The organism is Arthrobacter rhizosphaerae, assembly GCF_023062595.1.
Classification (GTDB): domain Bacteria; phylum Actinomycetota; class Actinomycetes; order Actinomycetales; family Micrococcaceae; genus Arthrobacter; species Arthrobacter rhizosphaerae.
Map to the genome: position 1 here is coordinate 13,626 of NZ_JALLAN010000004.1, position 13,049 is coordinate 26,674.

The window sequence follows — 13,049 nt, forward strand, 5'->3', positions numbered from 1 at the left end:
GGAAGATCACCATGACCTACTCGTCAGACGACAATGACGTTGTCATCCTGTCCGGCGCCCGCACACCACAGGGCCGGCTCAACGGACAACTGGCTGGCTTCACCGCCGTCGAACTCGGTGCACACGCCATAAGGGCGGCTATTGCAGCCAGCGGCCTGGACGCCGGGCGGGTGGAAGCCGTCATCATGGGCCAGGTGCTGCAGGCCGGTGCGGGACAGAACCCCGCACGCCAGAGCGCCGTCGGAGCGGGAATTGGCTGGAATGTTCCCACTGTCACCATCAACAAGGTTTGTCTTTCGGGGCTGACCGCCGTCATCGACGCTGCCCGGATGATCCGCAGTGGTGACGCAAGTGTCGTCGTCGCCGGTGGTCAGGAGTCCATGACAAGGGCGCCGCACATCCTTCCCGGCTCCCGGCAGGGGTGGACCTACGGTGCCATCCAGGCGCTGGACGTGGCCGCGCACGATGGACTAACGGATGCGTTTGACGGGCAATCGATGGGTCTTTCCACTGAAACCAAAAACGTTGTTTTGGGCATCGACCGCACCGCCCAGGACAATGTGGCCGTCGAGTCGCACAGGCGGGCAGCAGCGGCTTCCACGAATGGAGTGTTTGACCAGGAAATTGCGCCTATCAACGTCAAGCAGCGCAAAGGCGAGCCGGTGACTCTGACATCTGATGAAGGCGTCCGGCCTAACACCACTTTGGAGACTCTCGCCGGCCTCAAGCCCGCTTTCGCAACCGACGGCACCATCACCGCGGGCAACTCCTCCCCTCTTTCCGACGGGGCAGCAGCGTTGGTCCTGACCTCCCGCAAATACGCAGCAGATAACAACCTGGAGTACCTGGCAGTTGTGGGCAAGCCCGGACAGGTGGCAGGCCCCGACAATTCGCTGCACTCCCAGCCGTCCAATGCCGTACAGCACGCGCTCAAGCGGGCTGGCTGGACCACTGCCGACCTTGACTTCATCGAAATCAATGAGGCTTTCGGCTCTGTTGCTGTCCAGTCCCTGAAGGATCTGGACTACCCGCTCGAGAAGTGCAACCTCCACGGCGGCGCCATAGCACTGGGTCACCCGATCGGAGCGTCCGGTGCACGCTTGGCCCTGCATGCAGCGCACGAGCTGAAAAGGCGCGGGGCGGGCAAAGCGGCAGTTTCACTCTGCGGAGGCGGGGGCCAGGGCGAGGCCTTGCTCCTGTACCGGGACTGACATCGAGGATCCGGCACGAAGACCGCCCTTGGGACATTGCCCCGGGGCGGCGGACACGAACGAAAGAAGTAAATGACTGACGACGACGGCGGGACTACAGGCCGGCAGCGATTCCTGAGCGACGCTGCAAACAGGGGGCTGGAAGTACAACTGGTGGAGCGACCCCCGGCTAAGAGCCTTGAGGAGGCAGCCGCCATCCTTGGGATCCGGCCGTCGGACATCGTGAAGTCGCTGGTGGTCAAGCACAAGGACGGCAGCTTCTTCTTCGCCCTTGTGCCAGGGGACCGTCAGATTTCCTGGCCCAAACTCCGGAGCCTGTTGGGCGTCAACAAGCTTTCCCTTCCAGCGGCCGACGTCGCGTTCGACGCAACCGGCTATGAGCGCGGGACTATCACGCCTCTCGGCAGCACCACTGCCTGGCCCGTTTTTGCCGATCAGTCCATAGCCGGGCGCCGGATCTCGCTAGGTGCCGGACAACACGGCTACAGCGCTTTCGTTGACGCTGATGCCCTGACCGCTGCTCTTGGAGCAGTGGTCGCGGATATCAGCGAGGAAGCTTAGGCGGTGACCGTCAATGGCTCCCCGTTGACCACAAGCCTCCAGTTCTGCTGGCTGAACACGGCAGGGTCAAGAGTTCCCGTTGCCAGGACGTAATCGATAATCCGCTGGCGGATCTCCTGCTGGCTGTTGGAAAGCAGGGGCGCTTCCTTCACGCCAGGAAAGTTGCCTCCGCCGCTTTGGCGGTAGTTATTGATGGCCAAGGCGAACTCTTGTCCGGGCCCGATGGACGCGCCTCCATAACTGAGGTTGATGATGCGCTCCCCCACCGGCCGTGCGACGTCAATGTCATAGGTCAGCGGCGCGTCCAGGCCATACACGACGTCGTAGTTGTAATCGGGGGTGCCGGCCGGGGCCATAGAGGTGGGAGCGTTGGTGAGGTCCTGCGGCGCCACTGTGATGGTGCTGACCGCTTTGAAGTACCTGGCTGACCATTCGAGATAGTCCTTGACCAACGCCCCGTCGACCTTGATGGAGAGCAGGGTGTTGTCGAAGATGTAGAGACCGGCGACGTCTCGGATGGTCAGCGGCCCGGCCTTGACGTCGACCGTACGGGAAAAGGCTGCCGCAATGGAAAGAACAGGGAGCTGCGACGCCGGACCACCGGCAAGTTCAGCTTTGATTGTGGTGGCCTGGACATAGTTGATGGCGTCTATCGCAGGTGAATCGGACCAGCATGCTGTAGCGGTATTCAGATCCGCCGTCGAAGTCCCGATGACCGTGTTCACGTATTTAACGGTTGCGTCGTGTCCGGCTTGAACTGCGCTTACGACGGCGGGATCCGCTTCCGCTGTTTTGGCGTCCAGCAAGTGGGAGCTTGCGGAAGTCACCGACCACCTGCCGCGTTCCTTGGCCAGCACAAGGTCCATGACCGACACCCGCATCCCCCATTTCAGGGGTTCGGTGAGGAGAACCTGTTTTCCGGTGGCCTTGTTGAGCACGAACCGCTCAGGAATCTCGATGTGGGCATGGCCGACGAGGATGGCGTCGATACCGGGCACGTCTTCGGCCAGCTGCGTGGAAGCATTTTCCGGGAACGGCAGGGCATCACCGTAGGAGGATCCCGGCGTCGCCCCTGAATGGCTGGAAACAATAACCACGTCGGCTCCGGCCGCGCGGACTTCCGGGATCACGAGCTTGGCCTCCTCGACGATTCCATTGAAGTCAAGGCGGCCGTGAACGTTGTCGCGGTCCCAGAGGGCACAACCCGGGGTTACCAATCCAACCAGGCCGACGGTTACCCAGCCGTTCCCGGTATCGATGCGTTTGAGGACGTAAGGAGTAAACGCACGCCTGCCGCTGGCGACGTCGCGGACGTTTGCACCCAGCAGCGGGAAGTCCAGCTGGCTCTCCCAGGTGCGGAGCAGCGGAATGCCGTAATTGAATTCGTGATTTCCCAGGGCCACGGCGTCGTAGCCCACCTCATTCATGGCAAGCGCCATTGGATGCTTGACTGTTCCGGAAGCCGGTTTGACCTTGGCATAGTAGTAGGCAAGAGGCGTTCCCTGAATAGTGTCGCCGGCGTCCAAGGTGAGGCAATTCCCTGCTCCACGCTCGGCACGCATCGCCTTGATGAGGGTGGAGGCCTGGGCAATGCCGATACGGTTGCCCGCAGCGTCGGTGTAGGGAACGTCCTTGAAGTAGTCCCAATTGAGCACATTGTTGTGCAGGTCCGTTGTACCCAGCACCGTGAGGGTAAAGCTCTTCCCGCCTGGCTGCAGCCCCGGCCGCGCCTGGGCTGCAGGCGCCCCTGCCAGTGACGCGGCGGCAGCGCTCCCTCCCACGAGGGCTGCGGCAAGCATCGTTCGGCGGGACACGGATGAACCGGGATCTGTCATGAAGTGGGCTCCTGTGCGCTTTGCTGATCGGGTTCTTCCACAATCGCTAAAGCCACAGTCTAGGGTCCTCACGTTCCTAACCCGGGGATTAAGCAGGAAACCCCGCCCACAAAGTGGACGGGGTTTCCCGGAAGCTAGCGGCGGGCTCAGGTGCGGCCCGCCGGACACAGAATTACTTGAGGGTAACGCGTGCGCCGGCCTCTTCGAGCTGTGCAACTGCCTTCTCGGCAGCTTCCTTCGTAACGCCCTCGAGAACAGCCTTCGGTGCGCTGTCAACCAGGTCCTTGGCTTCCTTGAGGCCGAGGGAGGTGATGGCGCGAACTTCCTTGATCACTGCGATCTTCTTGTCGCCAGCAGCTTCGAGGATGACGTCGAATGCCGTCTTCTCCTCTTCCTCTGCAGCAGCGCCGCCACCGGCGGGGCCGGCTACAGCAACAGCAGCAGCGGTAACTTCGAAGGTCTCTTCGAAGAGCTTGACGAACTCAGAGAGTTCGATGATGGTCAGTTCCTTGAAAGCTTCAATGAGCTCTTCGTTGGTGAGCTTCGCCATGGTTGGCGTCCTTCCTGTAATGGTGATCAGCAGGGGCCTTGGGCCGCGCCTTCACACCGGAGTCTGGTGGTAAGAGAGTTAGTTCTCTTCGGTGGCTGCTGCGGGAGCTTCAGCCGGAGCTTCTGCTTCAGCGGCCGGAGCTTCTTCGGCTGCGGGTGCTTCTTCAGCGGCGGGAGCTTCGGCTACAGCCGGAGCACCGTTCTCTTCTTCAAGCTTGAGGCGCAGAGCGTCAATGATGCGTGCAGCAGCGGCAGCAGGAGCCTTGAGGACACCTGCAACACGGGCGAGCTGCAGCTCACGGGACTCGAGGGCTGCCAAAGCGATAACTTCGCTGGCATCCATCTTCCTGCCCTCGAAGTAACCGGTCTTGATAACCAGCTGCTTGTTGGTCTTGGCAAAATCCGTCAGGCTCTTAGCCGCTGCAACTGCGTCACCCTTGATGAATGCGATTGCAGTAGGGCCGGCAAGCTGACCGTCGAATGCTTCGACACCAGCTTCCTTGGCTGCAATTGCGGTCAGGGTGTTCTTGACGACCGAGAACTTGGTGTCCTGGCCGAGGGAAACACGCAGCTGCTTGAGCTGTGCAACAGTGAGCCCACGGTATTCGGTCAGGACAGCGGCGTTCGATTCCTTGAAATCGTTAGTGATCTCAGCTACTGCTGAAACCTTTGTAGGCGTTGCCATAACCCTCCTTCCGGGGATAGTGCCGGTATTCCGGGTCCCCGCTCAAGTGAGCTAAAAACTAAAAACGCCCCGCGCAGATGCACGGGGCTTGGCTCAACACAGTCTCGAAGACTGCGGAACTTCACTTCGTTCACCTGCGCCGGCCGCCCTATGTTCAGGGTCCTTCGTCTGAAAATCCACTGGCTCTTCCCGCACACGACTGCAGAAGTGAGTTGTGTTTGAAAGAGTGGATTCCAACAACCGACGGTCTTTGGTAGTTCAAGCTTACGGGAAGCCGTGTCCTTCGGCCAAATCCGGTCTCAATACAGGTCTAAGTCAGCTGGTGCTCACACGACAAATCAGCTGGTGCTGTCCCTGAAATCCGGCAATTCCTTCTGCCAGATCCCGGTGACGCCAGCGGTGGTAAACCCCAGTTGCCGGTTCACAGTCAGCAGGTAGCGGTTTTCCGGAGCATTCCACGTATAGATAACGCGCGCATCCGGAAACTGCTCCGTCAGCCGCTCCATATTGGCCACCTTGATGAGCAGGCCGAGTTTATTTCCGCGGTGCTGCTCCAGCACCATGGTGTCGTCCTGGAAGACGACGTCCTGACGCTGGGCCAGGACACTGATGGTTGTCAGTCCCACAAGCTCACCGGAGGCAACGTGCTCGACGGCGGTGACAACCGTGCGCCTTCCCTGCGAGATGGTGACAGCCTCAGCTTCCCGGAGGACATCGGCGTCGAAGACCATTCCAGCCTGCTCCTGTCCGGGCGGCAGGTTATCCACCCCGGCCTGGTTTTCCAGGGCGGCGACGGCCTCCAGCCACTCATCCGGGCAGCGGTCCGTCCAGTGGTGCAGCCGGTAGCGGCCGGCGTTGGCGGCCTCAGCCTCCGCCTCCAGCTCAGCAACAAGCTGGGTGTCCAGCGGAAGGGTGCATGCGCTGAATTGTTCGATGTGCTGCAAGGTGTATCCGGAACGCCGGGCGAATTCCACTTCGCGGCTCCCCAACGGGACAAATCCATCTCCGGTTCCGGGGATGAGTTGTTCGGATTCAAAATCGCTCAGCGAAGTGCCGGGATGGTTGGTGTCGACCAGGATCATGGACCGGCCTTCTCCCCTCGCCACATCCTCGGCCGCTTCGAGCAGTTGCTTGCCTACTCCGCGCCGCTGGTACTCGGGCAGAATGTCGAGCGTGAATTCCGCCAGGTCCTGGTTGTCCGCGAGAGGCAGCGCTATATCCACTGTGCCCACAATTTCATGACCCATCTTGGCCACGAGGATTACTTGCCGTTCGTAAGGATCTGCCAGTTCGAGGAGCTTCTCAAGCGGGGCGTAGGCGAGGTCGTCACTGCCCCACGTCTCCATCCGGACTCTCCGTCCCACCTCGACGGCGGCCAGGAAGTCTGCAGCGTCAGCTGCTTCCAGAGAATCCGGAATCCACAGCTGCTCTATCCGTACGTCATGTGCCATAAAGGGGATCATCCAGCCGTTTCTGCCACTCGCCTTCAAATCCGGAGGGCTTGAATCCGAGCGATGTATTTATCGCCAGCATATGACGGTTTTCACTGGCATTCCATGTCAGCACAGAGCGCGCCGCGGGCCACGCTTCCTGCGCCCGGCGGATATTGGCGATCTTTACCAGCATCCCGAGCCTGTGGCCGCGGTGGCCGAAGGCAACCAGGGTGTCCTCCTGAAACACCACATGAGGTTTGGTCTGCCGATATGAAAGCACTGTATAGGCAGCAAGTCGGCCGGTGCTGTTGTGCAGGGCGGCCGAAACCAACGCTTCCACGCCGCTCTTGACCCAGGTCTGCTCTTCCTCGCGGACGCGGTCGGTGTCCCAATTCACCTTTTCGAGTTCCAGCCCCGCAGTTGGGGCATCGGTGCTCATTCTGCCCCGCAACTCCGCATACGGCGCAACGAACTCCTCGGGACAGGAGCCTTCCCAGCCGACCAGGCTGTAGCCCGCCGCATGCTCCAAAGCCCCACTCTCCAGCTTGCCTAGAAGCTCCTCGGGCACAGGCAGCGCCAGTCGGCTGGAGGTTTCCACTTGCTCCAGGCTGTACCCTGCTCGCCGGGCGAAGATGCTGGAAGGCACGGCCAGGGGAAGGCTTCCGCTGCCGGACTTCGCATGCAGCATTTCGCCGGGACCGTCAGCACTTTCAGCAGGTTCCTCGCAAAAGCCCTGAAAAATACGCCGCCCTCGGTCTGCTGCCATCTCCTCCGCCGTCTGCAGGAGCCTGCGGCCTATCCCCCGCCGCCGGTGATCTTCAGCAACGAGTACATTTATCCACGCGGTATCGAGGTTGTCCTTCAGCGAGAATTCCACCGAGCAGCTGCCCACCGGCATTCCGTTCTTGCTGGCCAGGAACAGAAGCCGCTCGAAATAGCTGTTTCCGCGCCAGTAGTAGAGTGCCTCACCGAACGTGCCACACCGATCGGTGTTCCCCCACACGGCGTGGTTGTGCGCTTCTTCGAGGCGGAGGCACTCCCGCAGTTGGGGAGCGGTGGCCGGACTGTCCGGCTGGGCATCCTCAGGGATCACGACGGCGGTAAGGTCCAGGTCGGTCATGGAAGCATCCGCTGCCACTCGCCGTCGTACCCTGCCGGCAGGAACCCCAACGCAACATTGATGGCCAGCATGTGTTCATTTTCGGCCGCGTTGAAAGTAAGGACCCGCTCCACTGAAGTGTGTGCGGCCATGAGGCTCCGGAGATTGTGTATTTTGACGAGCATGCCGAGACGGTGGCCCCGGTGTGCCTTCGCCACCAAAGTGTCATCCTGATCCGCCATCCACGGCTTGGCGCGTGAAAACTGCAGGACCGAATATGCTGCGAGCTCTCCGGTGTCCTTGTGCATGGCAGCGGCCACGAACGATTCCTTCCCGGAAAGTTTCCAGGTGTCCTCCACATGGCGGACACGGACAGCGTCCCAATCCGCGGCCTCAATGTGGAGACCTCCCGCGGGGGCATCGATGCTCATGCGGCCCATCAGGACGGACAGCTGATCCAGATACTCCTCCGGGCAGCGATCTTTCCATCCCAGCAGTTCGTACTGGTCGCCGGCCACAGACCAAGCCTGGGCCTCCAGGGCGGCCAGGGTTGCTTCCGCCGGCGGCATGTCCAGAGCGCTGAACCGTGCGACCTGTTCGAGGCGGTAACCTGCGGCAAGGGCAAAGCGGACAGGACGGTCATTTGCCGGAACGCCCCCAGTCCGCGTGGCGGGTTTGAGCAACCCAGGCCCGTCCGGATCGAAGGCCGCCGGATGTTCCGTGAAACTCTGCAGAGTCCTCCGCCCCCGCTCAGCTGCGAGGGTCTCGGCGTGCCGGAGCAACTGCTGACCCATCCCCTTGCCCTCGAAGGCGTTCAGGACGTCTACCCGGACCAGGGCGTCACCGAGGTTCTCCTTCAGCGGGAACCAGATCCAGGAACGGGCCACCATGGTGCCCTCGTTCCGGATGAAGTACATCCGGAACTGCTTGTAGGAATCGTCACGCCACGCTTCCAGGCGGGCAGCCGGCGGAGTGGCGCGGTCGAGGTTCCCCCACGTCTCCAACACACGGGCATCGGTGAGGGCATTGAACTCGAGGAACTCCTCGGCGTCCGGGTGCTCAAGGGAGGCAGGGAGTACCAGTGGCTCGATAAGGTACGGCGGCGAAGTCACGGGTTCAGCCTAGTGGCATGCCCTGTTGGCCTCTAGAGCGTACAGGGGCCCAATTGCGGGCCCAAAGATTGGAAACGAAACAAGGGACCGCCCGGCGCGAGCCGGACAGTCCCTTGTTGTTGGTTCTTATTTCAGATCCAGAAACTGAACCTTAGACCTCAGTGAGAACCTTGGTGACGTTGGGGTCAACGCTGATGCCGGGACCGAAGGTGGTCGCAACCGTTGCCTTCTGGATGTAGCGGCCCTTGGAAGCGGACGGCTTCAAGCGAAGAACCTCTTCCAGTGCTGCTGCGTAGTTCTCGGCCAGCTTGACGGCGTCGAACGAAACCTTGCCGATGATGAAGTGGAGGTTAGAGTGCTTGTCGACGCGGAAGTCGATCTTTCCACCCTTGATGTCGTTGACAGCCTTGGTGACATCGGCCGTGACGGTACCGGTCTTCGGGTTCGGCATCAGGTTACGGGGACCCAGGACCTTACCAAGACGGCCAACCTTGCCCATGAGGTCAGGGGTGGCGACGGCGGCGTCGAAGTCGGTCCAGCCGGCTGCGATCTTTTCGATCAGGTCATCGGAACCAACGAAGTCGGCGCCTGCAGCGATTGCTGCTTCAGCCTTGTCGCCCGTTGCGAAAACCAGGACGCGGGAGACTTTACCGGTGCCGTGAGGCAGGTTGACCGTTCCGCGGATCATCTGGTCGGCCTTGCGAGGGTCTACACCCAGGCGGAAAGCGACCTCAACGGTGGCGTCGAACTTGGACGGGTTGGTGTCCTTGGCGAGGGTCACTGCCTCGAACGGCGCGTAGAACTTCTCCGCGTCGATCTTGGCTGCGGCTGCCTCGTATGCTTTGCTGCGCTTTGCCATGCTGCTTATTTCTCCTTGTGCAGTTGTGGTCTGCGGACCGCGCTGGGCCCTGCCACAGTTGGGATGTCCGGCTGGATATCCGGCTGTTTGTCCGGATGGGATGCCCAACATTTCGGTTTGTGCCGGTGGTCCGGCAATGGTGCCGGTTACCCGGCGGGTGCTGCCCGGCGTCGTCGATCTTCATCCGACTTTGCCCCAACAGCGGTGGGCCTAACCTTCTACGGTGATGCCCATGGAGCGTGCGGTGCCAGCGATGATCTTCGCGGCGCCTTCAAGGCTTGTGGCGTTGAGGTCTTCCATCTTGGTGGTGGCGATCTCGTTAACCTGGGCCTGGGTCAGCTTGGCAACCTTGACGGTGTGCGGGGTAGCTGAACCCTTGGCGACGCCTGCAGCCTTTTTGATGAGCTCTGCAGCCGGCGGGGTCTTGGTGATGAACGTGAATGAACGGTCTTCGTAAACCGTGATTTCCACGGGGATGACGTTTCCACGCTGGGCTTCTGTCGCAGCGTTGTACGCCTTGCAGAATTCCATGATGTTGACACCGTGCTGGCCAAGCGCAGGACCGATCGGCGGAGCCGGGTTAGCGGCACCTGCCTGGATCTGCAGCTTGATGAGGCCGGTGACCTTCTTCTTGGGAGCCAATGTAGGGTCCTTCTCTCAAATGCGTCCTGGGACACAGGAGCGTGCCTCAGGTATGTGGCCGCCATGGCGAGGCGGCCGGCCGCTTCGGAGCTGCTAAGCGGGCAGTTCCGGAGCGAAATCTAAAGTGATCGCTAGATCTTGGTGACCTGGTTGAATGCCAGGGTAACCGGGGTTTCGCGCTCGAAGATGGAAACGAGCACCACGAGGGTCTGGGAGTCAACCTTGATCTCGGAGATCGTTGCCGGGAGGGTCTCGAACGGACCTTCCTTGACGATGACGGACTCGCCAACCTCGAAGTCAACATCCACCGGAGCAGCAGCGTGCTTGACGGGCTTGCCCTTTTCGGCCTGCTCTTCTTCGAAGACCGGAGCCAGCATGGAGAAGACCTCGTCGAGGCGCAGCGGAACCGGGTTGTGGGCGTTACCCACGAAGCCGGTGACACCGGGAGTGTGGCGGACGGCACCCCAGGATGCATCCGTCAGGTCCATACGGACCAGCACGTAGCCGGGGATCCGAACGCGGTTGATGACCTTGCGCTGGGCGTTCTTGATCTCAACGACTTCTTCCATGGGAACCTGGATTTCGAAGATGTAATCTTCCATGTCCAAGGTCTGGATGCGGGTCTCAAGGTTGGCCTTGACGCGGTTTTCGTAACCGGCATAGGAGTGGATGACGTACCAGTCACCTTCCTGGCGGCGCAGTTTGGATTTGAATTCCTCGGCCGGATCAGCCTCCGCCGCGGCTGCTGCCGCTGCCAAGGCATCGGTGGACTCGTCGTCGGAGTCCTCTGCCTCAGAGTCGGAGTCGTCTACGGTTACGTCGGCGTCCTCGTCGTCAGCGTCAACGGCGGAATCGGGCGCAGAAAACTCTGCCTCAGACTCTTCCACGGCTCCTGCCGTGGCGTCCGTTGTGCTGTCCGTGGACCCATCCAGCTCAGTCTCGGTTACCTCGAGCTCCTGCTCTGACACTTGGTCTCCTGCTTCCTCATTGCCTAACATGCCTATTTAAATGGCTCAATTCCGCACACTCCGTGGAACCTCCTTGTTCAGGAGTCCACGCAGCCTGCGGACCGATCGCCCTAGTTGTCCGTGGGGCCTGAACCGTTGAAGACCCATTGCACTCCGGTCCCGAAGGCCAGGTCCAGGAGCGTGACGATGACCATCATGATGATCACGAATACCAGCACCACGAGCGTGTAGTTGATCAGTTCCTTGCGGGTGGGTGCCACGACCTTCTTCAGTTCGCCGATTACCTGGCGGACAAAAAGTGCGATTCGAGCAAAGATGCCAGCCTTGGCGGCATTCTTGGCGGGGCGGCCCTTGGAGCTGCTTGCAGCTGTTTCGGTCACCTGGTCCTCACTCATTCTCGCAATGATCGGATACCCGGCTCTGATCTGAACCATGGTTGCTGCGCTGGTTCCGGCTTATCACCGGAACAGCTTGCGCAGGGCAGACAGGACTCGAACCTGCAACCTGCGGTTTTGGAGACCGCTGCGCTACCAATTGCGCCACTACCCTATGGATCAAAAACACGCATGACGCTTTCAGCAACCTTCACTGAGGCGCACGCCATCAACATGTTTTCAACACCGGAGAACTATTCTACGCAAGAACTGCGCCTACGTCGAACCAGCCTCGTTGCGGACCATCCAGGGATGCCAATCAAAGAGCACGACCAATATGCGGTCACTTTTCCCTGTCGCCAACGAACGATCCGCTGAACAGCATAGAGTAGAACTCGTCGAATCCCATATCCAGCCACTGAGCTGTCAAAAGAATGGACCCGCCATGTCTGCCGCCCGCGTTTCCCAGCGCATCTCCGCCATTGCCGAATCCGCCACCCTCGCCGTTGACGGCAAGGCCAAGGCGCTCAAGGCGGCCGGACGGCCCGTTATTGGCTTCGGTGCCGGTGAACCTGATTTCCCCACGCCCGGCTACATTGTGGAGGCAGCCATAGAGGCTGCGGGCCAGCCGAAATACCACCGCTACTCCCCCGCGAGTGGGCTGCCTGAGCTGAAGAAGGCAATTGCCGAGAAGACGTTCCGCGACTCCGGCTACCGCGCGGATCCTTCCCAGATCCTCGTTACCAATGGCGGTAAGCAGGCTGTCTACAACACCTTCGCTACCCTCGTTGACCCAGGGGACGAGGTCATCGTGCCGACGCCATTCTGGACCACTTACCCGGAGGCCATCCGTCTGGCCGGCGGAGTCCCGGTCGAGGTGTTTGCCGGTCCTGAACAGGGATACCTGGTGAATGTGGAGCAACTGGAAGCCGCCCTGACTGAGCGCACCAAGATCCTGCTGTTCGTTTCCCCTTCCAACCCGACCGGCGCTGTCTACACTCCGGAGCAGGTGGCTGAAATCGGCAAGTGGGCCGCCTCCAAGGGTCTGTGGGTGGTCACAGACGAAATCTACGAGCACCTCACCTTTGACGGGCTGCCTTTCACCTCCATCGCCACGGCTGCTCCCGAACTGGGCGACAAAGTAGTCATCCTCAACGGCGTGGCCAAGACTTACGCCATGACAGGCTGGCGCGTGGGCTGGATGATCGGCCCGGCTGACGTCATCAAGGCAGCCACCAACCTTCAGTCCCACGCCACGTCGAACGTCTCGAACATCATGCAGATCGCTGCCCTCGCAGCAGTCTCCGGTCCGCTGACCGCCGTCGATGAAATGAAGGTTGCCTTCGATCGCCGCCGTAAGGCGATCGTTGCCGGATTGAATGCCATTGAGGGCGTTGACTGCCCGACGCCGCAGGGCGCCTTCTACGTCTACGCTGACGTGCGCGCCTTGCTGGGTAAGGAGTTCCCGACGTCGAACGGGCTGGTGCGGCCTGAAACCTCAGCCGATCTGGCGGCATTGATCCTGGACGAGGTAGAGGTAGCGGTGGTGCCGGGTGAGGCCTTCGGCCCTTCCGGTTACCTTCGGCTGTCCTACGCACTGGGCGACGACGACCTTGCCATTGGTGTGGCACGGCTCCAGGACTTCCTCGGCAAGGCCAGCTAGGCTCCGCCTGCATTTTCAGGGCGCTCCCTCACTTCAAAAGTGAGGGAGCGTCGGTGGT

13 protein-coding genes and 1 tRNA gene are annotated in these 13,049 nt (G+C 61.0%); 3 read left to right on the forward strand and 11 right to left on the reverse strand.

The window, feature by feature from the left end:
- Positions 1 to 11 precede the first annotated feature (11 nt).
- Together MU551_RS06690 and MU551_RS06695 are read left to right on the forward strand one after the other, a co-directional pair.
- On the forward strand, positions 12 to 1,211 hold the full coding sequence (locus MU551_RS06690) for an acetyl-CoA C-acetyltransferase (protein ID WP_247041856.1): 1,200 nt from the start codon (positions 12 to 14) through the stop codon (positions 1,209 to 1,211).
- Positions 1,212 to 1,283: 72 nt separating this feature from the next.
- Entirely contained in the window at positions 1,284 to 1,772 is a 489-nt protein-coding gene (locus MU551_RS06695) for an aminoacyl-tRNA deacylase (RefSeq protein ID WP_247041857.1), read from the forward strand.
- Here MU551_RS06695 and MU551_RS06700 read toward each other — a convergent pair.
- The 11 genes from MU551_RS06700 to MU551_RS06750 form a co-directional block, all read right to left on the reverse strand.
- Positions 1,769 to 3,607, reverse strand: a complete 1,839-nt coding sequence (locus MU551_RS06700; protein ID WP_247041858.1) for a 5'-nucleotidase C-terminal domain-containing protein — start codon at positions 3,605 to 3,607, stop codon at positions 1,769 to 1,771. The two genes, MU551_RS06695 and MU551_RS06700, sit on opposite strands and share 4 nt — an antisense overlap.
- A gap of 172 nt (positions 3,608 to 3,779) precedes the next feature.
- Positions 3,780 to 4,157, reverse strand: a complete 378-nt coding sequence (gene rplL, locus MU551_RS06705) for a 50S ribosomal protein L7/L12 (RefSeq protein WP_247041859.1) — start codon at positions 4,155 to 4,157, stop codon at positions 3,780 to 3,782.
- Between the two features lie 78 nt (positions 4,158 to 4,235).
- Positions 4,236 to 4,841 (reverse strand): 50S ribosomal protein L10, encoded by a 606-nt coding sequence (gene rplJ / locus MU551_RS06710; RefSeq protein ID WP_247041866.1) that lies wholly within the window; start codon positions 4,839 to 4,841, stop codon positions 4,236 to 4,238.
- A gap of 338 nt (positions 4,842 to 5,179) precedes the next feature.
- Positions 5,180 to 6,292, reverse strand: a complete 1,113-nt coding sequence (locus MU551_RS06715; protein WP_247041868.1) for a GNAT family N-acetyltransferase — start codon at positions 6,290 to 6,292, stop codon at positions 5,180 to 5,182.
- Positions 6,282 to 7,394: a GNAT family N-acetyltransferase gene (locus tag MU551_RS06720; protein ID WP_247041871.1), complete on the reverse strand. Its 1,113-nt coding sequence runs from the start codon at positions 7,392 to 7,394 to the stop codon at positions 6,282 to 6,284. Before MU551_RS06720 ends, MU551_RS06715 begins: the two co-directional genes overlap by 11 nt.
- Entirely contained in the window at positions 7,391 to 8,485 is a 1,095-nt protein-coding gene (locus MU551_RS06725) for a GNAT family N-acetyltransferase (protein WP_247041873.1), read from the reverse strand. Before MU551_RS06725 ends, MU551_RS06720 begins: the two co-directional genes overlap by 4 nt.
- A gap of 151 nt (positions 8,486 to 8,636) precedes the next feature.
- Entirely contained in the window at positions 8,637 to 9,344 is a 708-nt protein-coding gene (gene rplA / locus MU551_RS06730; RefSeq protein ID WP_247041875.1) for a 50S ribosomal protein L1, read from the reverse strand.
- Between the two features lie 210 nt (positions 9,345 to 9,554).
- Positions 9,555 to 9,986, reverse strand: a complete 432-nt coding sequence (gene rplK, locus MU551_RS06735; protein WP_018773647.1) for a 50S ribosomal protein L11 — start codon at positions 9,984 to 9,986, stop codon at positions 9,555 to 9,557.
- Positions 9,987 to 10,117: 131 nt separating this feature from the next.
- Positions 10,118 to 10,954 carry a transcription termination/antitermination protein NusG gene (nusG, locus tag MU551_RS06740; RefSeq protein ID WP_247041882.1) on the reverse strand — a complete coding sequence of 279 codons (837 nt, stop codon included), beginning with the start codon at positions 10,952 to 10,954 and terminating at the stop codon, positions 10,118 to 10,120.
- A gap of 110 nt (positions 10,955 to 11,064) precedes the next feature.
- Complete coding sequence (secE, locus tag MU551_RS06745) at positions 11,065 to 11,349, reverse strand: preprotein translocase subunit SecE (RefSeq protein ID WP_247041883.1); 285 nt, start codon at positions 11,347 to 11,349, stop codon at positions 11,065 to 11,067.
- An 81-nt stretch (positions 11,350 to 11,430) separates the two neighbouring features.
- Positions 11,431 to 11,503 (reverse strand) — tRNA-Trp (locus tag MU551_RS06750).
- Positions 11,504 to 11,773: 270 nt separating this feature from the next.
- Here MU551_RS06750 and MU551_RS06755 point away from each other — a divergent pair.
- On the forward strand, positions 11,774 to 12,991 hold the full coding sequence (locus MU551_RS06755) for a pyridoxal phosphate-dependent aminotransferase (RefSeq protein WP_247041884.1): 1,218 nt from the start codon (positions 11,774 to 11,776) through the stop codon (positions 12,989 to 12,991).
- Positions 12,992 to 13,049 lie beyond the last annotated feature (58 nt).

Excerpts from the sequence above, each read along its gene's own strand:
- MU551_RS06690 (WP_247041856.1), top strand. The coding sequence starts at position 12 with ATGACCTACTCGTCAGACGACAATGACGTTGTCATCCTGTCCGGCGCC.
- MU551_RS06695 (WP_247041857.1), top strand. The coding sequence starts at position 1,284 with ATGACTGACGACGACGGCGGGACTACAGGCCGGCAGCGATTCCTGAGC.
- MU551_RS06700 (WP_247041858.1), bottom strand. The coding sequence starts at position 3,607 with ATGACAGATCCCGGTTCATCCGTGTCCCGCCGAACGATGCTTGCCGCA.
- rplL (WP_247041859.1), bottom strand. The coding sequence starts at position 4,157 with ATGGCGAAGCTCACCAACGAAGAGCTCATTGAAGCTTTCAAGGAACTG.
- rplJ (WP_247041866.1), bottom strand. The coding sequence starts at position 4,841 with ATGGCAACGCCTACAAAGGTTTCAGCAGTAGCTGAGATCACTAACGAT.
- MU551_RS06715 (WP_247041868.1), bottom strand. The coding sequence starts at position 6,292 with ATGGCACATGACGTACGGATAGAGCAGCTGTGGATTCCGGATTCTCTG.
- MU551_RS06720 (WP_247041871.1), bottom strand. The coding sequence starts at position 7,394 with ATGACCGACCTGGACCTTACCGCCGTCGTGATCCCTGAGGATGCCCAG.
- rplA (WP_247041875.1), bottom strand. The coding sequence starts at position 9,344 with ATGGCAAAGCGCAGCAAAGCATACGAGGCAGCCGCAGCCAAGATCGAC.
- secE (WP_247041883.1), bottom strand. The coding sequence starts at position 11,349 with ATGAGTGAGGACCAGGTGACCGAAACAGCTGCAAGCAGCTCCAAGGGC.
- MU551_RS06755 (WP_247041884.1), top strand. The coding sequence starts at position 11,774 with ATGTCTGCCGCCCGCGTTTCCCAGCGCATCTCCGCCATTGCCGAATCC.